This is a genomic window from Solibacillus sp. FSL K6-1523 (assembly GCF_038005225.1).
Classification (GTDB): domain Bacteria; phylum Bacillota; class Bacilli; order Bacillales_A; family Planococcaceae; genus Solibacillus.
In genome coordinates this window covers 2913051-2936813 of sequence record NZ_JBBOSU010000001.1, presented here as the reverse complement: position 1 = coordinate 2936813, position 23763 = coordinate 2913051, and the positions used below count along the sequence as shown (strand labels likewise).

The 23763-nt window shown below is 38.6% G+C and carries 25 protein-coding genes; 19 read left to right on the top strand and 6 right to left on the bottom strand.

Annotation, left to right across the window (positions count from 1 at the left end; translation table 11 throughout):
* Positions 1-89 precede the first annotated feature (89 nt).
* The 14 genes from MHI10_RS14175 (at position 90) to MHI10_RS14110 (ending at position 14829) form a co-directional block, all read left to right on the top strand.
* Positions 90-218: a hypothetical protein gene (locus tag MHI10_RS14175; RefSeq protein ID WP_256376294.1), complete on the top strand. Its 129-nt coding sequence runs from the start codon at positions 90-92 to the stop codon at positions 216-218.
* 529 nt (positions 219-747) lie between these two features.
* Positions 748-2199 carry a carbon starvation CstA family protein gene (locus tag MHI10_RS14170; protein ID WP_340786461.1) on the top strand — a complete coding sequence of 484 codons (1452 nt, stop codon included), beginning with the start codon at positions 748-750 and terminating at the stop codon, positions 2197-2199.
* Between the two features lie 91 nt (positions 2200-2290).
* Entirely contained in the window at positions 2291-3376 is a 1086-nt protein-coding gene (locus MHI10_RS14165; protein WP_340786459.1) for a DmpA family aminopeptidase, read from the top strand.
* A 385-nt stretch (positions 3377-3761) separates the two neighbouring features.
* The gene (locus MHI10_RS14160) at positions 3762-4436 is read left to right on the top strand and encodes a M15 family metallopeptidase (RefSeq protein ID WP_340786456.1); all 675 of its coding nucleotides are present in this window, start codon (positions 3762-3764) and stop codon (positions 4434-4436) included.
* Positions 4433-5227 (top strand): M55 family metallopeptidase, encoded by a 795-nt coding sequence (locus tag MHI10_RS14155; RefSeq protein WP_340786454.1) that lies wholly within the window; start codon positions 4433-4435, stop codon positions 5225-5227. The genes MHI10_RS14160 and MHI10_RS14155 overlap by 4 nt, the downstream gene beginning before the upstream one ends.
* 17 nt (positions 5228-5244) lie before the next feature.
* Positions 5245-6321 carry a dipeptide epimerase gene (locus MHI10_RS14150; RefSeq protein ID WP_340786452.1) on the top strand — a complete coding sequence of 359 codons (1077 nt, stop codon included), beginning with the start codon at positions 5245-5247 and terminating at the stop codon, positions 6319-6321.
* Positions 6322-6374: 53 nt separating this feature from the next.
* Positions 6375-8225 carry a peptide ABC transporter substrate-binding protein gene (locus MHI10_RS14145; protein ID WP_340786451.1) on the top strand — a complete coding sequence of 617 codons (1851 nt, stop codon included), beginning with the start codon at positions 6375-6377 and terminating at the stop codon, positions 8223-8225.
* A 134-nt stretch (positions 8226-8359) separates the two neighbouring features.
* Entirely contained in the window at positions 8360-9304 is a 945-nt protein-coding gene (locus MHI10_RS14140) for an ABC transporter permease (protein ID WP_340786449.1), read from the top strand.
* Positions 9304-10278: an ABC transporter permease gene (locus MHI10_RS14135; protein ID WP_340786446.1), complete on the top strand. Its 975-nt coding sequence runs from the start codon at positions 9304-9306 to the stop codon at positions 10276-10278. Before MHI10_RS14140 ends, MHI10_RS14135 begins: the two co-directional genes overlap by 1 nt.
* A 15-nt stretch (positions 10279-10293) precedes the next feature.
* Positions 10294-11340, top strand: a complete 1047-nt coding sequence (locus MHI10_RS14130) for an ABC transporter ATP-binding protein (RefSeq protein WP_340786443.1) — start codon at positions 10294-10296, stop codon at positions 11338-11340.
* Positions 11333-12289, top strand: a complete 957-nt coding sequence (locus MHI10_RS14125) for an oligopeptide/dipeptide ABC transporter ATP-binding protein (RefSeq protein ID WP_340786440.1) — start codon at positions 11333-11335, stop codon at positions 12287-12289. Before MHI10_RS14130 ends, MHI10_RS14125 begins: the two co-directional genes overlap by 8 nt.
* A complete protein-coding gene (locus MHI10_RS14120) occupies positions 12286-13224 on the top strand; it encodes a S66 peptidase family protein (protein ID WP_340786437.1) in 939 nt (312 codons plus the stop codon). Before MHI10_RS14125 ends, MHI10_RS14120 begins: the two co-directional genes overlap by 4 nt.
* A 3-nt stretch (positions 13225-13227) precedes the next feature.
* Positions 13228-14001, top strand: a complete 774-nt coding sequence (locus MHI10_RS14115) for a serine hydrolase (RefSeq protein ID WP_340786435.1) — start codon at positions 13228-13230, stop codon at positions 13999-14001.
* Positions 14002-14016: 15 nt separating this feature from the next.
* Positions 14017-14829: a C40 family peptidase gene (locus MHI10_RS14110; protein ID WP_340786433.1), complete on the top strand. Its 813-nt coding sequence runs from the start codon at positions 14017-14019 to the stop codon at positions 14827-14829.
* Between the two features lie 259 nt (positions 14830-15088).
* Here the strand turns inward: MHI10_RS14110 and MHI10_RS14105 are convergent, their stop codons facing one another.
* From MHI10_RS14105 to MHI10_RS14090, 4 genes are all read right to left on the bottom strand, one after another.
* Entirely contained in the window at positions 15089-15664 is a 576-nt protein-coding gene (locus tag MHI10_RS14105; protein WP_340786431.1) for a hypothetical protein, read from the bottom strand.
* A 16-nt stretch (positions 15665-15680) separates the two neighbouring features.
* Complete coding sequence (gene ispG, locus MHI10_RS14100) at positions 15681-16784, bottom strand: flavodoxin-dependent (E)-4-hydroxy-3-methylbut-2-enyl-diphosphate synthase (RefSeq protein WP_340786429.1); 1104 nt, start codon at positions 16782-16784, stop codon at positions 15681-15683.
* Between the two features lie 128 nt (positions 16785-16912).
* Positions 16913-17248: a hypothetical protein gene (locus tag MHI10_RS14095; protein ID WP_340786428.1), complete on the bottom strand. Its 336-nt coding sequence runs from the start codon at positions 17246-17248 to the stop codon at positions 16913-16915.
* A gap of 198 nt (positions 17249-17446) precedes the next feature.
* Positions 17447-17956 carry a DUF1189 family protein gene (locus tag MHI10_RS14090; RefSeq protein WP_340786426.1) on the bottom strand — a complete coding sequence of 170 codons (510 nt, stop codon included), beginning with the start codon at positions 17954-17956 and terminating at the stop codon, positions 17447-17449.
* Positions 17957-18168: 212 nt separating this feature from the next.
* Here MHI10_RS14090 and MHI10_RS14085 point away from each other — a divergent pair, with 212 nt between their 5' ends.
* The 4 genes from MHI10_RS14085 (at position 18169) to MHI10_RS14070 (ending at position 20606) form a co-directional block, all read left to right on the top strand.
* Positions 18169-18648 carry a DUF456 domain-containing protein gene (locus tag MHI10_RS14085; RefSeq protein WP_340786425.1) on the top strand — a complete coding sequence of 160 codons (480 nt, stop codon included), beginning with the start codon at positions 18169-18171 and terminating at the stop codon, positions 18646-18648.
* A gap of 207 nt (positions 18649-18855) precedes the next feature.
* Positions 18856-19461: a superoxide dismutase gene (locus MHI10_RS14080; RefSeq protein ID WP_340786422.1), complete on the top strand. Its 606-nt coding sequence runs from the start codon at positions 18856-18858 to the stop codon at positions 19459-19461.
* Between the two features lie 177 nt (positions 19462-19638).
* Entirely contained in the window at positions 19639-20079 is a 441-nt protein-coding gene (locus tag MHI10_RS14075) for a DUF1801 domain-containing protein (protein ID WP_340786419.1), read from the top strand.
* 83 nt (positions 20080-20162) lie between these two features.
* Entirely contained in the window at positions 20163-20606 is a 444-nt protein-coding gene (locus tag MHI10_RS14070; RefSeq protein WP_340786417.1) for a universal stress protein, read from the top strand.
* A gap of 49 nt (positions 20607-20655) precedes the next feature.
* Here MHI10_RS14070 and crcB (MHI10_RS14065) read toward each other — a convergent pair whose 3' ends face one another.
* Positions 20656-21000 (bottom strand): fluoride efflux transporter CrcB, encoded by a 345-nt coding sequence (gene crcB / locus MHI10_RS14065; protein WP_340786414.1) that lies wholly within the window; start codon positions 20998-21000, stop codon positions 20656-20658.
* A 2-nt stretch (positions 21001-21002) separates the two neighbouring features.
* Positions 21003-21365 carry a fluoride efflux transporter CrcB gene (crcB, locus tag MHI10_RS14060; protein WP_340786411.1) on the bottom strand — a complete coding sequence of 121 codons (363 nt, stop codon included), beginning with the start codon at positions 21363-21365 and terminating at the stop codon, positions 21003-21005.
* A gap of 186 nt (positions 21366-21551) precedes the next feature.
* Between crcB (MHI10_RS14060) and MHI10_RS14055 the strand changes: the two genes are divergently transcribed.
* Positions 21552-23762: a peptidoglycan D,D-transpeptidase FtsI family protein gene (locus MHI10_RS14055; protein ID WP_340786409.1), complete on the top strand. Its 2211-nt coding sequence runs from the start codon at positions 21552-21554 to the stop codon at positions 23760-23762.
* The last annotated feature ends 1 nt before the right edge of the window (position 23763 follow it).

The following is a 23763-nucleotide window of genomic DNA, read 5'->3' as shown; positions in this document are numbered from 1 at the left end:
ATTGCGGGTATGTTAGAACTAACAGCGAATCGAATAGAAATGGGCGTACAACATCATCATTCCAAGTGGAAAATGAAAGGATTGATACGATGAGAATCAATGATGAAATGTTAGATAAACTGGGGACTTATTTTGTCTATCATGAAGTGTATAACCGCTATGGCATCACATTTGAAAGCTTCGTAGATCGTTGGTCAAGAGGAATCATAGATATTTAACTTGATTCAGCAAATGTATTTGTACCGAAAGCGCAGCGGCAGGTACAGAATTTCTCCATTTCTATAGGTTTGTGGATGAATGCTAAAAAATTCAATTCTATTCAGTGGGGCTCTAACCTCCAGCTGAATCAAGTTAAGCCCAGGCGGATGTCACAGATATTTAGAGAAAGTTTTTCGAGCAAGCTCGAAAAAATCTGGACGCAATTACGCCGAGGTGTAATTGATTACATGAGGAATTTTGCGTATTGGAAGATGATAATGGCTTTACTAACTATAACTATTTCACGATAGCTGACAAGAAAGCGTACCTACTTAGAGGGCGCTTTTTTGTATTGAAAATGGGCTGTGTTAATCACCTTTGAAGTGAGCTTTGAGAATCATATATTAACGAAATTTTCATATATAGGAAATGAAGGATTCGTTCTGTGGATAAATCACAACTGTTATATATTACTTGAGAAACTTATTGATGTTATATAACAACATTGATATAGTGTGAATATTAAATTATATTAATAGGGGTGAGAGAATGATTACGTTTTTAGTTTCTATTGTGCTGTTAATCATTGGTTACTTTACGTATGGAAAGTTTGTAGAAAAAGTATTTGGAGAGCAAGAACAACGACCAACTCCAGCGTATGTTAATGCGGATGGAGTGGACTATGTACCGATGTCTACACCAAAAAACTCATTAATTCAGTTGTTAAACATTGCGGGAACAGGCCCGGTATTTGGTCCAATTGCAGGGGCGCTTTATGGTCCAGTTGCATTTGTTTGGATTGTAGTAGGCTGTATTTTTGCAGGAGCGGTGCATGATTATTTAACAGGAATGATTTCTATTCGTAACAAAGGGGCGCATTTACCGGAGTTAGCGGCAAAGTTTTTAGGAAAGGTAATGAAGCACGTCGTCAATGTGTTTGCACTTTTATTATTACTTTTAGTCGGCACAGTATTTGTATCTTCACCGGCTATGCTTATTCATACTTTAATCGATGGTAAGGTTGCTTTAGGAATTATTGTTGCAGCAATTTTTATTTATTATATTTTGGCAACGTTATTACCGATTGATAAAATTATTGGTCGCTTCTATCCGTTTTTTGGGGCTCTGTTAATCATTTCTGCTGTAGGTATTGGTATTATGCTAATTGTTACAGGTGCACCAATTCCTGAATTAACATTGCAAAATATGCATCCAGGTGCATTACCTGTTTTCCCACTGCTATTCTTTACGATTACTTGTGGTGCATTATCTGGTTTCCATGCAACACAAACGCCGATTATTTCACGTACGACACAAAATGAAAAACAAGGTCGTAAAATTTTCTATGGCATGATGATTGCTGAAGGAATTATTGCAATGATTTGGGCAGCGGCATCTATGAGTCTATTTAATGGCTATGGTGGATTAAATGAGATGATCGCAACAGGTGGTCCAGCATTAGTAGTAAATGAAATTTCATTAACGCTCTTAGGTGCTATTGGCGGAACGTTGGCTGTATTAGGTGTAGTTGTTTTACCAATTACTTCGGGAGATACAGCATTCCGTGCAGCGCGTATGATTATTGCGGATTATTTTAAGTTCCCGCAGATGAAGATTCTTAGTCGTATTTGGATCGCTTTACCGTTATTTGCTCTGTCGTTTGCGTTAACAAAAATGGATTTTAATATTTTATGGCGCTATTTCTCGTGGGCAAACGGTGTAACAGCAGCGATTGCTTTATGGGTGGGAGCGATGTATTTATTCTTGAAGGGTAAAAATCATTGGATTTCAACAATACCAGCAATCTTTATGACGAGCATGTGCTTTGTCTATATTGTTTATGAACCGACAATGGGCTTTGGTCAATCCTTAACGACTTCCTATATTGTCGGCGCTGGGTTTACTTTAATTGTTACAACGATCTTCTTTGTAGCAGCATTTAAGAAGCGCGGCACAGAATTTGAGTTGGATATTGACGTTTCAAACTATACAGCAAAATAATCAGTCTGTTCAACTAGGAGCTACCTGTGTAATTGGTAGCTCCTTATTTAGGAGAATTCTAATTACATAGGAATAAGGAGTGTTGAATTATATGAAAGCAAGGCAGCATGGCATAAAAATCGGACAGTTAATGCCTGGGAACAAAAATTGTATTACAGATGTAGTTGGTGTAAAAGTGGGGCATGTCACATTAGATCATCCGATAAATGATGATGGAGACGTGGCTTGTACCGGAGTCACGGCGATTTTGCCACATGGCGGTAATTTATTTCGCCAAAAGGTAACGGCAGCGAGTTATGTGTTAAATGGTTTCGGAAAAACAACAGGGCTTGTGCAAGTGAATGAGCTTGGCGTAATTGAGTCACCGATCATGTTAACGAATACATTTGGGGTACCGGCTGTCACACAAGGAACGCTCCAATATTTATTAAGTCAAAATGAAGAAATTGGCTTAACAACCGGCACCGTTAATACTGTCGTAGGGGAATGTAATGATAGTTATTTAAATTCCATTCGCCGGTTCCCAGTTACGCCAAACCACGCGATTGAAGCGATTCAATGTGCAACGGAAGGTACGACGGAAGAAGGAGCAGTTGGAGCAGGAAAAGGAATGATTTGCTTTGGTTATAAAGGGGGGATTGGTTCGTCTTCTCGTCTTGTTTCGTTGGAAAATACCAATCAATCTTATACAGTCGGTTGCCTTGTATTAAGTAATTTTGGTACGAGCAGTGAATTTATGAAAGAGCGTTATAAGAAAAATTGTACACAAGAAAATTCCACATTAGTACCTACGGATGGGTCGATTATCATCGTACTTGCAACGGATGCACCACTGAGTAGTCGACAGCTAACACGTGTTATAAAACGTTGTGGCATCGGGCTTGGTCGTATAGGGAGTCATTTTTCGAATGGCAGTGGTGATATCGTTATTGGCTTTACAACGGCACATGACATCCCACATCAAACGGATAATCATATAGAATCTCGTATACAAATTCGAGAGGATCATCCGATTATGAATCAATTGTTTATGGCAGCAGCTGAAGCGACCGAAGAAGCGATACTCAATTCATTAGCGCAAGCAACTACAACAGTTGGACGCCACGGCAATCAAGTTGAGCGATATATTTTTGACTATATAGGTTCAACTTATGAAACTAACATCCATTTAGAATGAATATTTAAATCAGGATACGTCGCCTCCCACGGCAGCGACGCACTCAATTGAGGAAGCTTTTATTAGAACGGAAAAATTTAATTTAGGGCTGGCCTTGCACAAAGCACACAGATGAGTCGTACAGATTTGTACAACAAAGCTGTGCGCCTCATGTGCTTAGCCAGCCTACACAAGTAAATACTTAATTAGAAGCTTTATTAGAAAACGCATATAAAGAAAAAACTACCAAAATAGTGTTAGTTATGATACTTTTATTAATAACTGAAAATTATAAAACTTCGGAAATTTCAATTCTTTATATATTTTCACAGGGACGGGGTGCATAACGATCTTAGAAAAACTATTAAAACCTATTCAAATTAAGAGCTCATCTAATGAAAAACCAGTGATTAAAGAAACAAATGAGCCGCTAGTTGAGTTGAAGCCGCTAAAAAATCGTTTATTTATTCGGTCCAGTTATTATGAACAGCAAATACCGAATAGTTTACAAGCGATTTATTTACGCCAAGGTGCTACTGAGCGATTGTATGAAGCATTAGCTCATTTGCCTGAACAATTTAGTCTCATCGTGTATGATGGCTTCCGACCTTTGCAAGTGCAACAGTTTTTATTTGATCAAGTACAGCAAGAAACTGCTTTGACCAATCCTAGTTGGAGCGAAGAACAAGTTCTAAAAGAAACATTAAAATATGTGGCTTATCCGAGCATTGAGGAAGGGTATCCAGCACCGCATTTAACAGGTGGTGCTATTGATTTAACTTTGGGGGATCCTGATGGCAATCCACTCGACTTAGGGACAGCTTTTGATGAAACAAATGCGAAATCTGCAACCGCTTATTTTGAGGGGCATGCTGAGGAAAATCTGGCTGCGGTTAAAAATCGTAGACTGCTATATAACTGCATGACTTGTGTAGGTTTTGAAAATTATTCCGAGGAATGGTGGCATTATGACTTTGGCAATGTGACGTGGGCAAGGAAAGCACATGAATCGACTGCCAATTACGGTGCTATCATTGCGACGATTGAAAAAAATGAACTGAAGGAGTATCGATACAAATGAAAGTATATATTAGTGCAGACATTGAAGGCATTACAGGGACGACACATTGGAATGAAACCGAGTTAAATCATCCGGAGTATCAGTATTTCCAACAGCAGATGACAAAGGAAGTACTTGCTGCGGTTGAAGGTGCAGTTGCAGGGGGCGCGACAGAAATTTTACTGAAAGATGCGCATGATTCAGCACGTAATATACTTTTAGAAGAGTTACCTGAAAATGTGAAAATCATTCGCGGTTGGACAATGGATCCGATGTGTATGGTTGCAGGTTTAGATGACACGTTTGACCGTGCCATTTTTATCGGTTATCACAGTGAAGGTGGCAGCGAGCATAATCCACTAGCACACACATTAAGCCTCGTTGCAGATATAAAAATAAATGATCAATATGCAAGTGAATTTATGATTAATACATATGCTGCTGCTCTTCATCAAGTACCAGTTGCCTTTGTAAGCGGGGACCGGGCGTTAACAGAGCATATTGCGAAAATAAATGATCAAATTGTCACATATGCAACGAAGGAAGGTATTGGTGCAGCTACGATTAATGTGAGCCCACAAAAAGCACTAAAAGAAACAAGGAAATTAATCGAACAAGCTATGCACGTGGAACGCGAAAGCATCCAAGTGACACTGCCTGAGAAATTTGAAATTGAGATTATTTACAAAGATCATATTAAAGCGTACCGCAATTCATTTTATCCAGGCGCTAAATTTAAAGCACATAATACGGTGTTGTTTGAAACAACTGATTTTTATGAAGTGTTACGAATTTTACAATTTCTAACATAAATATAGCAGGTGAGAACATGAAAATTACAAAAGTTAAAGTCGGTTTCGTCGAGGCGCCTCTTATTACACCATTTAAAACGGCTTTACGTACCGTGCATACGATAAAAAATGTGGCGGTGAATATTTACACAGATGATGGGCAAGTCGGTGTGGGAGAAGCAGCTCCTACCGCGGTCATTACGGGAGAGACCATTGCGTCAATCACGCATGCAATTGAACATGTCATAGCACCAGTCATTATCGGAATGGATATTAAAGAAATATCACTTATTTTAGATCGCATGGAGCAAAGCTTGTATAAAAATACGAGTGCAAAAGCGGCAGTAGATATGGCACTTTATGATTTATGGGCGAAAAAACAGAGGGCGCCACTTTATCAACTTTTAGGTGGATACCGTCATCAATTAACGACAGACATTACGATTAGTGTGAATGATAGTGAGGAAATGGTGCGAGACAGCTTACATGCCGTACAGCGCGGCTTTTCAATTTTAAAAGTAAAGGTCGGAAAAGATGCAAGGACCGATGTAGATCGTGTTGTCGCGATTCGCAATGCTGTTGGACCAAATGTTGTGTTACGTGTAGATGCAAACCAAGGATGGACGCCAAAGGAAGCAGTTCGAATTATCGGTCAGTTGGAGGATAAAGGGGTCAATATCGAGTTGGTCGAGCAGCCTGTCCATTACAGTGATCTATCAGGTATGCACTATGTTACAAATCATACGCAAACATCCATCTTAGCAGATGAAAGTGTTTTTTCGCCAAAGGAAGCACTGACACTCATTCACATGGGGGCAGCGGATTTAATTAATATTAAGCTAATGAAAACTGGCGGCATTTTCCAAGCGCAAAAGCTATGCAATATTGCAGAAGCGAGCGGAATCGAATGCATGATTGGTTGTATGCTTGAAACGAAAATTAGTGTTAGCGCCGCCGCTCATTTTGCTGCAGCAAATAAAAATATTACGATGGTCGATTTAGATGGGCCGAGCCTTTGTGTTGAAGATCCAATTGATGGTGGTCCAATTTTTGAAGGGGAAAAAATTCAAATGACGGATGAGCCGGGATTAGGATTTTTAATAGAAAATTCTTAAGGGGGATTCACTTGCAGGGCGTTTTAAAAAAGGGAGAACTAGGGGGTTTTTATGTGAAAAAATATTTATTGTTTTTAACATGTATGTTTGTACTTGTTTTAGCCGCTTGTAGTGATAAAACAGAATCGGGTACAGAAGGGGATTCAAACAAAGATTCAAAGCCGGTAGAATATAAAACGGTTTATTCTGGAGAAATTAAAACGCTTAACTATTTAAAAACGTCAGATACAAACGAATTCGCAGTGGCAGCAAACTTAGTAGACGGATTAATCGAATACGATGAGTATGGCATTGTTAAACCAAGTCTTGCAGAAAGCTGGGAATCAAATGCGGATGCGACGGTTTGGACTTTTAAACTACGTGAAGGCGTAAAGTGGATGACGCATGACGGCAAAGAATATGCCGATGTAGTCGCACAAGATTTCGTAGACGGATTAAATTATGTTTTAGATGCAAAAAATGAATCATCGACATCTTGGATTGCCACAGTTGTTAAAAATGGTGATGCTTTTAATACAGGTGCAATAACAGATTTCTCTCAAGTAGGTGTAAAAGCACTAGATGATTACACACTTGAATATACATTAGAGGGATCAACACCTTATTTCTTATCCATGTTAAATTATGTATGTTTCTTCCCAGTTAACGGCGCATTTTTAGCTGAAAAAGGGGAAGGTTTTGGTACGACACGCGAAAACTTCCTATATAATGGCGGGTATATCTTAGATAAATTCGAGCCACAAAATGAGCGTGTATTAGTAAAAAATGAAACGTATTGGGATAAAGATCAAATAAAAATTGACCGCATCCGCTACAAATACAATAAAGAAGCTGCAACGGTAGCACCAGAGTTATTCCTGCGTGGCGAAATTGATGCAGCGGCTGTACCAACTTCGATTTTAGATCAATGGTTAAATGATGAGGACAAGAAAAACTTAGTGCGTCAAAATACAAATAATTTCTATTCATATTTCTATGCATTAAACTTCAATCCACAATATGATGCAGAATTTGATCCGGAAAACTGGAAAGTTGCAGTAAATAATAAAGATTTCCGTAAATCGATTTACCATGCATTTGACCGCGTATCGGCAATGCTAACAAATGAACCATACAATCCAAAGGACTTAATATCAAATACAATTACACCGAAAAACTTCGTGGATGTAGATGGGGTTGACTATACACAATTAGAGCCATTAAAAGCGATTACAAATGAGGATTCATTCAATGCTGATGTAGCAGCAGAATATAAAGAAAAAGCAATGGCAGCATTAGCTGGAAAAGTAACATTCCCAGTTAAAGTCGTAATGCCTTATAACTCAGGAATGCCAGAGTGGGCAAATCGTTCTCAAGTGATCGAGCAACAAGTGGAAAAGTTATTAGGTACTGATTATGTAGATGTTGTCATTGAAGCAGGTCCATCAACAGGCTTCTTAGGTGAAGTACGTCGCCCAGGTAAATTCTCGATTATCGAAGCAAACTGGGGTCCTGACTTTGCAGATCCATCAACTTACACAGATCCATTTACTGAAGGTGGCACATACAACAAGCCAGAGCTTGCTGAAGGGTACCAAGAAGCAAATGGTAAAAACACATACCAAAACTTAGTAGATGCAGCAAAAGTAGAAGTAAATCCAGATAAACGTTTTGAGTTATTTGCAAAAGCAGAAGCGTTTTTAATTGAAGAAGCATTCGTTATCCCGTACGCAGTAGGTGGCGGTGGCTATGTCGCTTCTAAATTAAATCCATTCGAATCACAATATTCTCCATTTGGTGTAACGATGGAGAAATTTAAAGGTCAAACACTCCTAGAAAAGCCAATGAGCAATGAAGAATATAAATCTGCTAAAGAAGCGTGGGAAAAAGAGCGTGCTGAAGCTTTAGCAAATGCTTCAAACTAATCATAGTGAGAGCAGATTTTGTTGTAAGGACAGGAGATGACAGAAAATATTTTTTCTGCATCTCTTTTCTTATTTCAGAGCATAAGTTGTGAAGAGAACCTACAAAAAAAGAGAGTAGCGAGGAGGCGTTTACAGTGCTGAAATACATAGGAAAAAGATTAATTCAATCCATATTTACGTTATTTGTTATTATCACAATTGTTTTCTCCCTATTACGATTAATGCCTGAAGAAGGCTATTTAGGGGCAGCTGCTGAAAAAATGTCAGAGGCCCAACAGGAAGTCTACTTAACAAATTTAGGTTTAAGAGATCCGTTAATTGTCCAATTGGGGAATTTTTATAAAGATTTATTTCAAGGGGATTTAGGAAAGTCCATTACGTATCGTACGGATGTTCCAGTAGTAGATATTATTCAGGATAAAATGATGTATTCGATTTTATTTGGATTAGGTGCGGTAGTTCTTTCTTTATTAGTTGGTGTGCCACTCGGTATTTTAATGGCACAGTTTAAAGGGCGCTGGCTCGATCGGTTAGGAACAGGCTATATCGTCTTTGTTGTGGCGGTTCCAGCGATGGTGTACTTCCTTATGATTCAAATGTATGTGACGGGCTGGTTCGGCTGGCCGATGTTGTTTGATGAATACAATCCAATCAGTTTTATTTTACCACTCGTTTCAATGGCACTCGGTCCTATTGCGTCCTATGCGATGTGGATGCGTCGTTATATGGTGGATGAATTAAATAAAGATTACATTAAGCTTGCTCGTGCAAAGGGTGTGAAGGAACGTACGATTATGTTCCAACACGTATTGCGAAACGCCTTTATTCCAATGGCACAATATTTGCCGGCGACGATTTTATTTACGATTACCGGCTCGATTTATATTGAATCGTTGTATTCGATTCCAGGAATGGGTGGGCTATTGGTAGATGCGATTCAGCGCCAAGATAATCAGGTTGTACAAGGACTCGTTATTTTCTTTTCATCCCTTGGAATTATTGGCTTAATTTTAGGGGACTTATTAATGGCCATTGTAGACCCTCGTATTAAATTAGGGAAAGGGGACAGTGTACGCTAATGGGCTTATATACGAAAGAGATTCAGAATATTTCGGATAAATCGAATGAAACATTATTTGACTTTGCAGTGGCAGATGATTCAAAAGCAGAAGAAACGGCTTACTCCAATTATTCCTATTGGCGTTCTACATGGCGCTCTTTTCTAAAAAATAAAGTAGCAGTTTTCTTATTGTTTATGGTTGTTTTTATCATCGGTTTTACACTCATACAGCCGTATTTACCAAATCAAAAGTCACCAACTGAAATTTATATTAATCCCGACACAGGCATGCAAGATCGAAATGTCGCACCGAATGAGGAATATTGGTTTGGCACGAACTCAATTGGACAGGATTTATGGTCGCGTATTTGGGACGGGACACGAACGTCATTATATATCGGCTTTGTTGTTGCGATAGTCGAAGTGATTGTCGGCTTTACAATTGGTGCATTATGGGGCTTCTCAAGGAAACTCGAAATGCCGTTTACGCAGCTATACAATATTGTCGATAATATTCCAACAACGATTGTCCTTATTTTAATGTCCTATATTTTAAGACCAAGCGTTTCGACGATTATTATTGCGATGTGTATTACCGGTTGGGTAGAAATGGCGCGCTTTTTACGGAATCAGATTGTGATTTTACGTGACCGTGAATATAACTTAGCATCGAAAACATTAGGTACTCCTGGATATCGCATTATTTTGAAAAACTTATTGCCGTATTTAATCTCAGTCATTATGTTACGCATGAGTTTAGCAGTGCCATTTGCGATAGGAGCGGAAGTATTTTTAACGTATATCGGACTGGGGCTACCAGTAAGTGTACCATCATTAGGAAATTTAATTAATGAAGGGCGCGTACTTATGATGTCCCCGGATTTACGCTATCAATTAATTTTCCCAAGTATTGTTCTTAGTATTATTACAATTGCCTTTTATATTATCGGGAATTCATTTGCAGATGCTGCAGATCCAAAAAATCACGTGTAAGGGGGATGGCGAACGATGGAACAACAGCCTACATTATCAATACAAAATTTAGTCATAAAATTTAAGTTGCGCGGTCAAACATTAACGGCCATTCGAGATATATCACTTGATCTATATAAAGGAGAAAGCCTGGCAATCGTAGGGGAATCTGGATCGGGAAAATCGGTGCTAGTGAAGTCGATTATGGGCTTACTTGATAAAAACGGCTATATAGATTCGGGGAAAATTTTATATAACGGATATGATTTAGCGAAGTTTAAGACTGAAAAGGATTGGCTGAAAATTCGTGGTAAGCAAATCGCAATGGTGACGCAAGATCCAATGACGAGCTTAAATCCATTAAAAACAGTAGGCAAGCAAATTGAAGAAAGTGTCGTGCTTCATCAAAATTTAAAGGGCAAAGAAGCGTACGAAAAAACATTACAGCTTTTACGAGATGTCGGCATTCATGATGTGGAAAGACGCTATAAACAGTATCCACATGAATTTTCGGGTGGGATGCGTCAACGGATTGTCATTGCAATTGCGGTCGCCTGTAACCCGGATGTATTAATTTGTGACGAACCGACGACAGCACTTGATGTAACGATTCAAGCACAAATTTTACAGCTATTAACGAATTTACAGCAAAAATATGGGTTATCAACGATTTATATTACGCATGACCTTGGTGTCGTTGCAAAGGTAGCAGATCGCATTGCTGTCATGTACGCAGGAGATATTATTGAAGTGGGAAAAACCGATGAAGTATTTTTTAATGCGAAACATCCATACACATGGGCATTAATTTCATCGCTCCCTCAATTAGGGGTGAAGGGAGAAGAACTTTATTCGATTAAAGGGACTCCACCGAACTTATTTAAAGAAATAAAAGGAGACGCTTTTGCACCGCGTAATCAGTATGCGTTAAAAATTGATTTTGTCGAGCGACCGCCTTTCTTTAAAGTAACCGACACCCATTTTGCAAGAACGTGGCTGCTCGATTTAAAGGCACCAAAAGTTGAGCCCCCCGAGGTGTTGCAAGCATTTTTTGAAGAAGGGAGGCGCTATGTCAATGAGTAAGCATACAAAAGAAAAATTAATTGAAGTAAAAAATATTGATATTATTTTTGGCGGTGGAAAAAAACATTTTAAAGCAGTAGATGATGTGAGTTTCGATATTTATAAAGGGGAAACATTTGGTTTAGTTGGGGAATCTGGCTCGGGAAAAACGACAATCGGTCGTGCGATTATGCGCATTAACCCTGTTTCTAATGGCGAAATTCTATTCCATGGACAAAAAATAAATGGGCGTATTCCAAAAGCTTGGGATAAAGAAATTACGCAAAAGATTCAAATGATTTTCCAAGATCCAGGTGCATCACTTAATGAACGTGCCAAAGTGGACTATATCATTTCAGAAGGATTAATTAGCAATAAACGCTTTAAATCTGAAGAAGAACGCATGCAAAAAGTGAAAGATGCATTGCTTGAAGTAGGCTTATTGCCAGAGTTTGCATCGCGCTTTCCACATGAGTTTTCAGGTGGGCAACGTCAGCGTATCGGCATTGCGCGTGCGCTCGTGATGGATCCAGAATTTATAGTAGCGGATGAACCCATTTCTGCACTTGACGTTTCAATTCGTGCACAAGTGCTAAATTTACTTTCAAATTTACAAGAGCAAAAGGATTTAACGTATTTATTTATTGCTCATGATTTATCGATTGTACGTTTTATTACAGATCGTACAGCGGTTATTTATAAGGGGAAAATTGTGGAGCTCGGTGAAACAGAAAAGCTCTTTAATCATCCGCTTCATCCGTATACGAAAGCATTGATCGCGGCTGTTCCTGAACCGAATCCGCATAAAGAGCGCAAAAAAACGTTGCAAGTGTATGATCCAACACAGCATCGATATGAAGAAGATCCACCACAATTTGTGGAAATTGATGCAGGACATTTTGTTTTAGCGAATAAGGAAGAACAGGCGAGCTATCGTGAGCAGTTAGAAAAGAGGGGGAATCTTGTATGACAATGGTTATTCCAAAATCATTAAAAAAAGGGGATACGGTCGCATTAGTCAGTGCTTCTGGAGCAACGCCACCGGAGAACTTACAGCCTGCGATTGAAGCGGTTGAAAAACTAGGCTTTCACGTCGTTGTAGGTGAAACATGTCGGGCACGCCACGGTTATTTAGCGGGTAGCGATGAACTGCGTGCAAAGGAACTGAATGCGATGTTTGCCAATCCTAAAATTGATGGCATTTTCAGTATTCGTGGGGGCTACGGGGCAACGAAAATATTACCGAAGCTTGATTTGGAAACGATTAGGGAAAATCCAAAAGTATTCGCTGGTTATAGTGATGTAACAGCATTACATATTGTAATGAATCAACAATGCAATTTGGTTACGTACCATACACCGATGCCATCGACCGAATTTATTCGTGAAAAAATGGATGGCTACACATGGGATTATTTCATTAACAGCGTGACGAATACGCAGGGGAGCGACTATCAATTGGCGAATCCACCAGGAGAAGAAATGGTTACAGTTGTTCCAGGTACTGCGACAGGGCAATTAGTTGGTGGGAATTTAACGCTCGTAGTCGCTTCATTAGGTACGCCGTATGAGATTGACTTACAGGGCAAAATTTTGTTTTTAGAAGATATTGAGGAAAATGAACAACGTATTGATCGCATGCTAACACAATTGCAATTGACAGGGAAGTTAGAGGGCTTAGCAGGTATTCTGTTAGGTGCATGGACGGATTGTGGTCCTCCAGATCCAAAGCACCCAGAAAATAGTTTGCGTTTAGAAACGATTGTGGATGAAATTTTAACACCTTTAAATATTCCGATTTTAATGAATGTAACGTGTGGGCATGTATTACCAACGATGTCTTTACCACTTGGGAAAACGGTGAAGGTCGATGCAACAACAAAAACGATTACGGTCATGGATTAAATGATGTATAAAAACCAGCTGCAACAATTACTTGATGAAATTCCGTATCGTGTGCATGTAATTGTCCAAGAATATGAAACGAATCATTCGCTTGTAGAAAAAAATGCAGAAGCCGTTTTTTCAAGTGCGAGTGTCATTAAAGTGCCGATTTTGATCGCGGTATTACATCATCTTGAAAAAACGAATGGACAGCTTTCACAAGTTGTGCCAATCATAGATGCCAATATTGTTGATTTTAGTTTACTAACCGAGCAACAGCAAACGACGGCTACACTGCATGAACTACTACTTTGGATGATTATTACGAGTGATAATACGGCAACAAATGTGTGCATTGATTTTATCGGGATGGGCGCTCTAAATAATTATTTTCAGCAAATTGGGCTAAAATCGACATCAGTTCAGAGGAAAATGATGGATTTCCGGCGCCAACAACAAGGCTTTGATAATGTCACAACGGCTCGTGATATGCAGCATTTATTTCAACAAATTTATGATGGGACATTGCTCGCACCTAAGTGGAATAAAGTGGCGCTCAATATTTTATTGCGCCAAAGAAGTCATGAATCATTAAAACGATATTTAGATGATGATGTTAAAATTGCGCATAAAACGGGTGGTTTGGACACTGTAGATCATGATGTCGGCATTGTTTTTACGGATCAGGTGGATTATTTTATCGGCGTGTTTTTGACAGAGGTTACGGACAATGAGAAGGCGAAGCAATATATCGGACAAATTTCTAAAATCGCGTATACGCATTTTCAAAATGGATAGGGGGAACTTACTAAAATGAATGCTCTTATAAAAGTAGCTATTGCCAATTTGCAAGTAGAACCAAATACACAATCGGAAATAGCGGATGAAGCTTTATATGGAATGCCAGTTGAAATAATAGAACATATTGATGAGAAATGGGCGAAAATTCGAACATTTTATCGTTATGAAGGCTATTGTTTAAAAGAAAATATAGAAGATGATCAAGCGTTAAAAAACACGTGGATTGAACAAGCAAAACATGTGGTTATTCAAAGTTTTGCAGATGTTTTAGTAAATCCAATCATTCAAAGTGCTAAAATCATCACGTTACCACGCGGTGCTTTTATTCAAGAGATTGAAGATGCCGAAATAGAAAGTGACTGGACAAAAGTGCGTTTAGTTACGGGGGAGATTGGTTATGTACGAAGTGATTGGGTGCAAGAACGCACGCATGTGTACACTTTAAATCAAGCGTTATTCCGTGAGCAAGTAATCAAGACAGCCTTTAGCTATTTGGGTTCACCTTATCGCTGGGGTGGGAAAACGCCAGCTGGGATTGATTGTTCAGGACTTTGCTCGATGGCTTATATGTTAAATGGTGCGTATATATACCGAGATGCGAAAATCCTCGACGGCTTCCCGTTAAAGGCAATCGATCAAAAAGACATGCAACGCGGTGATTTACTGTTCTTCCCAGAGCACGTGGCGATGTATATTGGGGATGATCGTTACATTCATTCATCACTTGGGGGCAATGAAGTAAATGTCAACAGCTTAAACCCGGAGCATGAAAATTACCGGAAAGATTTAGCGACGACGATTACTGGTGTAGGGAGTTTGTTTTAGGGTATTTATAATCAAAAAGAAACAACTCAAGTTCCATGTGAACTGAGTTGTTTCTTTCGTTTAGTGCGTAATCAATTACGCCTCGGCGTAATTACGTCCAGATTTTTTCGAGCTCGCTCGAAAAACTTCCCTTAAAAATCTATGACATCCGCCGGGGCTTAACTTGATTCAGCAGGGGTTTGAACCCCCACTGAATAGAATTGCCTTTTTGGCATTCATCCCCCCACTTATCGAAGTAGGGGATTTCTGCTGAATTAAGTTAAAAGTTTTTAGAAATCCAATGATTTGCTTCTACCCAATTATTTACGCGGATAACGTTCGTTGGAACCGCTTGTTGGTTATAAGGGGTATTAAATAGAATTACGGGAATGTTTAATTCCTCTGCGATTTCTACAGCGTTATCATGCTTATCCTCAAAGAAAGCTTCTACTTGATGCTTTTTGGCAATCGCAATTTTATTATGACTGCCGATAAGCTCAATATGATCGTATGGCACTTCAAATTGATTGAACCAATTTTGCGTTACGTCGAACACATTCGTCCCGCGTGCTGAAATATAATAAAGCTCATACTTCGGCTGCCACTGCTGTAAAATTTGTAGTGCATTTTCAGCTAACTCACTTACCTCGTACATAAATGGCTCATTTTCCTTAAACCAAGCTTGGAATTCATCACGGTTTACAGGATGCGGAAAACCACTTAAAAAGTCATATTCTGTTACATCTGCTAATTTCATATTAATGTTATATTGCTTATTAATATGAGGGAGTAATGTTCCGGGACAAGTGACGGTCCCATCAATATCAATGCCAAATCGATGTTTTAAAGTAGACATTCCCTCATCTCCTAATCTACGCATTCGCCTCGGCTTCGCGTTTTTTAGCCATTTCATCTGCTAATTTATCAATTTCTTTTTTCAGTTCTTCTACCATTGTTTCCTCAGGCACTTTACGAACTGTTTTGCCCTTCATGAATAACAGTCCTTCACCACGTGCACCGGCAATACCGATATCCGCTTCACGTGCTTCACCTGGACCGTTAACTGCGCAGCCAAGTACGGCTACTTTTAAAGGCACATTTAATTTAGAAATATATTCTTCTACTTCATTGGCAATCGAAATTAAGTCAATTTCAATACGTCCGCAAGTTGGGCATGAAATTAATGTTGCCATATTTGAAGCTAAGGCGAATGATTTTAATAATTCACGTGCTACTTTAATTTCTTCCACTGGATCAGCTGAAAGAGAAATACGTAATGTATTACCAATTCCTTTTGATAAAATGGCACCTAAACCAGCTGCCGATTTTACAGTACCAGCAAATAATGTGCCTGATTCTGTAATCCCTAAGTGAAGTGGGTAGGCAAAAGCTTTAGCTGCTTTTTCGTACGCTTCAATCGCAAGGTTTACGTCTGATGCTTTCATCGACACGATAATATCGTGGAAATCTAAGTCTTCTAATATTTTAATGTGATGAAGTGCGGATTCGACCATACCATCAGCTGTTGGGTAGCCGTACTTTTCAAGGATATGACGCTCTAATGAACCGGCATTTACCCCAATACGAATCGGAATGCCTTTTGCTTTAGCCGCGTTAACAACCGCCTCGACTTTTTCGCGACGCCCAATATTACCTGGGTTAATACGAACTTTATCAATGCCGCCTTCAATTGCTTTTAATGCTAATTTGTAGTCAAAGTGAATATCCGCAACAAGTGGGATATTGATTTGTTTTTTTATTTCTGGAATCGCATCTGCAGCACGCTCATCAGGAACAGCGACGCGTACAATTTGGCACCCAGCTTCTTCTAAACGTTTAATTTCAGCGACAGTCGCTTCAACATCATGTGTTTTTGTCGTACACATACTTTGAATTACGACTTCATTATTGCCGCCAATTGTTAAATTACCGACACGCACAGGACGCGTTTTTGTTCGGTGAACGATTTCACTCATGAAAATTCTCTCCTTCTCAGGCTTGTGAATGTGTAGTTGAATGGATTCAACTATTCTTTTTGTAAGCCGTCACTGTCCCTTATTTTATCAGTGTCTGATTGTAAGGACAAGGAAGAACCGCTACGATTTCAATTTGTGCAATTTTTTTTCGCAATTGTTTGCATAGGCATTAATATTTGTTCTCCTGGGACGAGTGATTGAAGTTGTAAGTGTGGGTTGAGTTGATAAAATTTTGCAAGGCGATCTGGGTAAGTCATTTTAGTCGGAGAAGGGGTTGCTGCAAAAAGGCTGTACATCGTATCACCTTCCATTACTTGCACAGTCACATATGTAAGTTCCTCTCCATTTTTGCATTCTGAAGTCGGCTCATAAAAGGATGCGAGTGGCAATGTGCCTTCCTGTAAATCGATCTTAATAACAAAGGCAATGGCAACGATGATGATCGAGGCAATTAGAAATCGCAAAAAAATCCCTCCGTCCCTCTTTTTCATAGAATCAATTACGCCTCAGCGTAATTGCGTCCAGATTTTTTCGAGCTCGCTCGAAAAGTCCTTTAAAAAATCTGTGACATCCGCTGGGGCTTAACTTGATTCGGCAAATATATTTGCTGAATCAAGTTAAAACTACCTTATAATCTATATATGTGAGACAGAAGGATTCATTCATTTTTTTTCTAGTGGATATTTCGTTAACGCGAAAATAATAAACGCCATCGTAATAAAAATGCTAATAAGTGTGAGGACTGTTGATGAAATTGGTAAGAGACTACCAAACATTGAAAGTAAAGTTGCCCAAGTGCTAGCAAAAACAGCTGTACGCCACACTTGACGGTATTCACCACGGCGTTTCATCGGCTTTACTAAAAATTGGCCAGCAAGCGCATATAAACTAACTTTCATAAAATAAATAGCTGTGCTCATCACAAATAAAAAAACAACTGCAATCGGATAAACAATCCATTGTATGTCCGCAACGTATTGTTCTATGTCAGCATAGCTAAATACAGCATCGGCCCCAGTATTCACAAATTGACCAAACGAAAATGCCGTTAATAATGTAATGAGCAAAAACGCAAATTGCATCACTTTTCCGATAGATAAAATGCGATAAGCCCCTAATTTTTTAGGGTTCGTTAAACTATCGATTAATAATTGCATGTGAGAAATTTTCATATGTAATAGCTCCTTTGAAAAGTATTTTAACACGAAAAATTATAGTTTTGTAGAGTCATAAATTATTCGAAAGCTACCTAAAATAAAATGACCCTCAGAACTAAATGAAACTTTTAACTCCCATATCCCGTATATTTGTAAAGGATTTGAATAGGTAAAAGTAAGGAATTAAAAAAGAGTAATTTTCAAAAGTAGAAAGGAAGTGTTGTAGTTTGGACATTGTAGCATGGATTATTATTATCGCGTTATTTGCCATCGCGTTTATTGGACTCGTCTATCCGATTATCCCATCGGTCATTTTTTTACTGGGTGGTTTTATCGCGTATGGCTTGTTTTATAGCTTTGCTGATTTACCGTGGTGGTTTTGGTTAATTGAAATTTTATTCGTCGTTTTATTATTTGTTGCCGATACAATATCTAATATAATTGGTGTCAAAAAGTTCGGTGGATCAAAAGCAGGTATGTGGGGAAGTACAATTGGCTTGTTAATCGGCCCTTTTGTTATTCCGTTTGCGGGAATTATTGCAGGCCCATTTTTAGGCGCAATTATTGGAGAGCTCATTGTGGAACGCACATCAATTCAACAAGCGATTAAAGTAGGAGTCGGATCAGTCATCGGATTTTTAACATCAGTCGTAACAAAAGGTATCGTTCAGGTAATTATGATCATAATATTTATTGTTGCTATTTGAGGTGCGATTATTTGAAAAGATGAGTTGCTTTATCGTACACTAGATATGGAAAACATTACTAGAGTACAGCACAGCAAAGAATTACAGTGCTTCCGTCAAAAGACTGAAATGTTAATATTACTATTTTTTTCGTTGAATGAAGCACGTATATTTGATAACCTAGTAGTGTAATCAACATTAAATATTTGTTCCAGGGAGGAAATTACAATGGCTTTCGAATTACCACAATTAACTTACGCGTACGATGCATTAGAACCACATATTGATGCAAAAACAATGGAGATTCACCACACGAAACACCACAACACTTACGTTATGGGTTTAAACGCAGCAGTAGAAGGTACTGAATTTGCAGGCAAAGATCTGATCGAGTTAATCTCAGACATCGATGCTCTTCCAGCTGACAAACAAACTCCAGTACGTAACCACGGTGGCGGACATGCTAACCACTCATTATTCTGGGAATTAATCGCTCCAGGCGGTTCAACTACTCCAGTAGGTGAAGTAGCTGCTGCAATCGATGCAAAATTCGGTTCATTTGACGCTTTCAAAGAAGAGTTTGCTAAAGCTGCAACAACTCGTTTCGGTTCAGGCTGGGCTTGGTTAGTAGTTGACGGTGACTCAGTTGCTGTAACTTCAACGCCAAACCAAGATTCTCCATACATGGAAGGCAAAACGCCAATCCTAGGCTTAGACGTTTGGGAGCACGCTTACTACTTAAACTACCAAAACCGTCGTCCAGACTATATTGGTGCTTTCTGGAACATCGTAAACTGGGATGTAGTAGAAGCTAAATTCCAAGCTGCGAAATAATAAAAATTACTTTTGCAATTTTGATTATTTCTGTACTGAAAGCGAAGCGGCAGGTACAAAATAATAATTAAATTAATTCAAAGGCATGTTAAGTTTAACTTAGCATGCTTTTTTCTATGCCTTTTTTTACTGTTATACTATAAAATATGTACAAATAATCGAAAATGAGGTGGCACCATGTTTGAAGAATTTATCGCTGAAATAGATGAAAAGTGGCATGATGCATTTGTAAAGTTAATGACAACTGTAGATGAAAATTTACCTGACGGATTTGAAAAGACACGGGATCGAAATATGATTGCCTATAGTGTACCGCTCACAACTTTTCCAAAAGGTTATCATTGTACACCAGGTGAACCGTTACCATTTTTAAGTATCTCCCCACAAAAACGCCATTTAGCGCTTTATCACCTTGGTATTTATGCTGATCCGGAGTTGTTACACTGGTTTCAAGAGGCTTATCAAGAAATTGTACCGACGAAATTAAACATGGGGAAAAGTTGCATTCGGTGGACATCTACAAAACATATCCCTTACGAACTAATCGCAGAACTTTGCCAAAAAATGACGGTTGAAAAGTGGATCGCGCTATATGAAATGCAACTTGCGAAAAAATGATTTTACAACAATGGTTTCAATTTCAATAGAAATAGGGTATTTATAATTAACCGCGTTCAAATAATTTTGAGAGGGGATAAAAAATGACATTAACATACAAAAATATTTTAGTCGCCGTTGATGGTTCAAATGAAGCAGAACTTGCATTTCAGCGTGCCATTCAAGTAGCGATAAATAATAAAGGCGCAAAGCTTTATATCGTACATGTTATTGATACACGCTCATTTGCGATGTATGAATCCTATGACAGAAGTATCGCAAAACGAGTTGTTGAATTAGCAGAAGATATGCTTTCTAAATTTGAAAACAATGCGTTACAAGCAGGCGTTTCAGAGATTCATAAAATAATTGAGTATGGTTCCCCAAAGCAAATGATTGTCAAGGAACTACCCCAAAAACATAATATTGACCTGATTATTTGTGGTATTTCTGGAATGGGCGGCGTTGAAAGGTTTTTACTCGGCTCTGTCTCAGAAGGTATTGTCCGCTATGCCCCGTGCGATGTATTAGTCATCCGAAATATGTAAAGGAAATACGTGCTGCTCTTCATTAGAGGGCAGCACGCATTTTGTTGACTCAATTGCTTAATTGAAAGCCAATCATAGCAAATAAAATACCAAGTAAAACAGAACTTATCAAATACAAGAGCGCTCTTTTCACTTCATTTTTTTCAAGTAATTGAATGATATCAAATGAAAAGGTGGAAAAAGTCGTAAATGCACCTAAAAAACCAATGACCGCAAAAAGATGAACCGATGTTGAAAAGCCTTGTCCGACAGCAAATCCAATAAGAAATGAACCTAAACTATTAATTAAAAAGGTCGCAATTGGATAAGCTGTATTAAAAATCGATTGAATGAATTGGCTTAACCCGTAACGCGCAATTGCCCCGAAAAAGCCACCAAGTGCAACAAAAATCAAACTTATTTCCCCCTTTTGGCAAATCGAAATCCGGTATAACTTGCCAATACGCAACCAATGCTACTGCAAACGATATAAATAAGGGCGCTTCCATACAATTTTTGCTCTAATAACAAAAAAGCTTCCAAACTAAATGTAGAAAAGGTCGTAAAACCACCTAAGAAGCCTGTCGTTATCGTTAATTTTACTAGTGGATTGCGAAAGATTGTTTGTCGTGTAAGTAAATAGGCTAGCAAAAAACTTCCTACTAAATTAATACTTAATGTCATGTACGGGAAGCCATTTGAAACAATTAGCCATCCACTTAATGAATAGCGCACCAATGCACCGAAAGCGCCGCCAATCCCAACTGCTAAAAAAGTCAATTACTCACCTCAAATAAACGATTTTTTTATTAGTGTGAACGAATCTATCTAAAATGGAAACCTTTATTTTTTTCAAACCGTCTTAATGTAAACTACGCCCTTTTTTCAAAGCAATCACAGTGTTATACTAAGAGGCATGACTATGTTATAAGTTTAAGGGATTACAATAAGAAAGGGGAGTTTTTATTGCGAAAAATACCGCAAAATCGTACATCGAATCCAAAGGCAATGTATCGCGCAAGTTTAACTTTTCGAATGAACGTCCTTTTCTTTTCAATATTTTTACTGTTTTCTTTATTAATTTTCCGTCTCGGTTATTTACAAATTGTCAAAGGCGAAGATTATGTACGTGAATTAGAGAGTAAAGAAGAAGTACGGGTAAATACAAGTGTACCGCGTGGCCGAATTTTTGACCGCTATGGGCGAATATTAATTGATAATCAGCCAGAAAATGCAATTACTTATACGAAAATGCAAACGACAAAACAAGCGGATATGCTCGATGTTGCGAAAAAGTTAGCCCATTTAATCGAACAGCCTACTGATAAAATAACGCAGCGCGATCAATTGGACTTCTGGATCCTTCTAAATAATGAAGATGCGAAAGCAAAAGTAACAGATGAAGAAATGGAAGAGTTTAGAAATGAGCATGAAGAATTAGATAAAAAGGAATTTAATGCAGAGTATGATCGACGAATTCGTGAACGTATAACGGATGCAGAGCTTGCCCAGATGACAGATTTTGAACTGGAAGTGTTAGCGATTTATCGTGAAATGATGACTGGGTACAATTTATCTCCGCAAATTATTAAAGGGGAAAATGTGACGGCCGATGAATTTGCACGTGTTTCCGAAAATTTAACGGACTTACCAGGTGTGAATACGACAACGGACTGGAAGCGTGTTCGATTGTCCTCGCTAGCCATTTTAGGACGAACGACGGTGCCGAGTAAAGGGGTACCAAAATCTGCTTTAAATCACTATTTAGCGCGCGATTATTCACGAAATGATCGGGTTGGAGAAAGTTATTTTGAAGCACAATACGAAGAAATTTTACAAGGCGAAAAATCAGTCGTTAAAAACTTAACGAATAAAAAAGGTCAAGTCGTTGAAACGGTTACAACTTATGACGGTGAGCCCGGAAAAGATTTAGTTTCGACGATTGACATTGAACTACAACAAAAAGCGGATGAAATTTTAGAACGCCACTTACTAGATTTAAAAGCTAAAGGCGGCTCCGATTTATTAGATCGTGCTTTCATGGTTGCTATGAATCCAAAAACAGGTGAACTACTATCCGTTGTTGGAAAGAAAATTGAAAAGGATAAAGAAACAGGCAAGCCGTATATTGTCGATTATTCTTATGGTACTTTTACAACTGCATATGAAGCGGGCTCTGTTGTAAAAGCTGCAACGGTTTTAATGGGCTATAATGAGGATGTCATTACACCGGGAACAAGAATGCTCGATGCGCCGATGCGAATCGGGAATATTACATTAAACACTTTATTCAATAAACATGGCAGTGTTATTTTAGATGATTTAACCGCGCTAGAGCGTTCTTCTAATATTTACATGTTTAAAATTGCGATGGGTGTCGGTGGACGAACGTATTCACCAGGCATGCGATTTAGTTTACCAAAAGGTACATTACAAACGATGCGTAATGAATATGCACAGTTTGGATTAGGTGTCCCTACTGGTATTGATTTACCTGGGGAGGCGATTGGTTATCAGGCGGACCCAGATACAGATGTTAAGTTACTCAACTTAGCAATTGGTCAGTTTGATACGTATACGACAATGCAATTAGCGCAGTATATTTCGACGATTGCCAACGGTGGTTATCGCATACAACCACGTATGCTGAAGGAAATTCGTAAACCATCTAAAGACGGCGAAAATTTAGGCCAAATTGTTGATGAAGTTACTCCAACGATTTTAAACCGTATTGAAAATAGTGAAAAAGAAATTCAACATGTTCAAGAAGGTTTGCGTCGCGTTTATGCTGGTGCGAATGGTTCGGCACGTAGGCAATTTGCTACAGCAGGATATACAGGAGCTGGTAAAACGGGAACAGCCGAAGTAGTTTATTACGGACCTCAAAAGGAAAAGTATGGAACAAATACGATTAATATCGTTCATGTAGGTTATGCACCGTTCGAAGATCCAGAAATTGCATATGCGATTCTTTTCCCATGGGCAACGACGATTTTTGATAATAACTACTTACCACAGGCGAATTTAGCAGCGAGAGAATTAGTGGATTCATATTTTGAATTAAAGCAAAAATACGCCGAAGAAGGATTATCTGCTAGTAAAGTAGAAAAACCAATTATTAAAGATTCCGATGAAAAGTTAGAAGAGACAGATGAAGTAAAAATAGTGACTGAGTAAA

What these genes read in the sequence shown, in the direction of transcription:
- MHI10_RS14175 (WP_256376294.1), top strand. Translation starts at nt 90, where the DNA reads ATGAGAATCAATGATGAAATGTTAGATAAACTGGGGACTTATTTTGTC.
- MHI10_RS14170 (WP_340786461.1), top strand. Translation starts at nt 748, where the DNA reads ATGATTACGTTTTTAGTTTCTATTGTGCTGTTAATCATTGGTTACTTT.
- MHI10_RS14165 (WP_340786459.1), top strand. Translation starts at nt 2,291, where the DNA reads ATGAAAGCAAGGCAGCATGGCATAAAAATCGGACAGTTAATGCCTGGG.
- MHI10_RS14155 (WP_340786454.1), top strand. Translation starts at nt 4,433, where the DNA reads ATGAAAGTATATATTAGTGCAGACATTGAAGGCATTACAGGGACGACA.
- MHI10_RS14150 (WP_340786452.1), top strand. Translation starts at nt 5,245, where the DNA reads ATGAAAATTACAAAAGTTAAAGTCGGTTTCGTCGAGGCGCCTCTTATT.
- MHI10_RS14135 (WP_340786446.1), top strand. Translation starts at nt 9,304, where the DNA reads ATGGGCTTATATACGAAAGAGATTCAGAATATTTCGGATAAATCGAAT.
- MHI10_RS14130 (WP_340786443.1), top strand. Translation starts at nt 10,294, where the DNA reads ATGGAACAACAGCCTACATTATCAATACAAAATTTAGTCATAAAATTT.
- MHI10_RS14125 (WP_340786440.1), top strand. Translation starts at nt 11,333, where the DNA reads ATGAGTAAGCATACAAAAGAAAAATTAATTGAAGTAAAAAATATTGAT.
- MHI10_RS14120 (WP_340786437.1), top strand. Translation starts at nt 12,286, where the DNA reads ATGACAATGGTTATTCCAAAATCATTAAAAAAAGGGGATACGGTCGCA.
- MHI10_RS14115 (WP_340786435.1), top strand. Translation starts at nt 13,228, where the DNA reads ATGTATAAAAACCAGCTGCAACAATTACTTGATGAAATTCCGTATCGT.
- MHI10_RS14110 (WP_340786433.1), top strand. Translation starts at nt 14,017, where the DNA reads ATGAATGCTCTTATAAAAGTAGCTATTGCCAATTTGCAAGTAGAACCA.
- MHI10_RS14105 (WP_340786431.1), bottom strand. Translation starts at nt 15,664, where the DNA reads ATGTCTACTTTAAAACATCGATTTGGCATTGATATTGATGGGACCGTC.
- ispG (WP_340786429.1), bottom strand. Translation starts at nt 16,784, where the DNA reads ATGAGTGAAATCGTTCACCGAACAAAAACGCGTCCTGTGCGTGTCGGT.
- MHI10_RS14090 (WP_340786426.1), bottom strand. Translation starts at nt 17,956, where the DNA reads ATGAAAATTTCTCACATGCAATTATTAATCGATAGTTTAACGAACCCT.
- MHI10_RS14080 (WP_340786422.1), top strand. Translation starts at nt 18,856, where the DNA reads ATGGCTTTCGAATTACCACAATTAACTTACGCGTACGATGCATTAGAA.
- MHI10_RS14075 (WP_340786419.1), top strand. Translation starts at nt 19,639, where the DNA reads ATGTTTGAAGAATTTATCGCTGAAATAGATGAAAAGTGGCATGATGCA.
- MHI10_RS14070 (WP_340786417.1), top strand. Translation starts at nt 20,163, where the DNA reads ATGACATTAACATACAAAAATATTTTAGTCGCCGTTGATGGTTCAAAT.